Source organism: Syntrophomonas wolfei subsp. methylbutyratica (assembly GCF_001570625.1).
In the GTDB taxonomy this organism is placed as follows: domain Bacteria; phylum Bacillota; class Syntrophomonadia; order Syntrophomonadales; family Syntrophomonadaceae; genus Syntrophomonas; species Syntrophomonas methylbutyratica.
Genome location: NZ_BBQT01000079.1, coordinates 1 through 458, shown reverse-complemented (window position 1 = coordinate 458; position 458 = coordinate 1). Strand labels below are relative to the sequence as shown.

At 48.3% G+C, this 458-nt stretch carries 1 protein-coding gene; it reads right to left on the bottom strand.

The window, feature by feature from the left end; translation table 11 throughout:
* The coding region (locus AWB54_RS15080) for an ATP-binding cassette domain-containing protein (protein ID WP_153014779.1) at window positions 1-458 on the bottom strand (458 nt) is incomplete at both ends.

Sequence of the window (458 nt, the reverse complement as noted above, 5' to 3'; positions counted from 1 at the left end):
TCGACAGCATGGAGATACCGAAAATTAGTCGGTTCATCTAGAATCAGGGTGTTGTAATTGCCCACGAGCAGCTTCGCCAAAGAAACTTTGACGCGCTCCCCCCCGCTCAATACGGATACAAGTTTATGGACAGCATCATCCTTGAAATTCAATTGGGCCAGGACGATCCTTATGAGCGTTTCCGACTGAACAGCAGCGTCTTTCACGTTATCTAGTATAGTTCGAGAAACGTCCAGCATGCTTAAATCCTGTGAGAAATAGCCGGTTTTAATGGCGGGCAGGATCCCGATTCGGTCATCCCCCTGTAGAATTTTTTTGATCAGCGATGTTTTGCCGCTGCCGTTGGGACCGATAAGTGCGACTTTTTCTCCCGCTTTAAGTGAGAAGGTCGACGATCCCCACAATACTTTCCCCGGTACCCGACCAATGCTTTCATTGGCCCGTATGATAAAGCGATT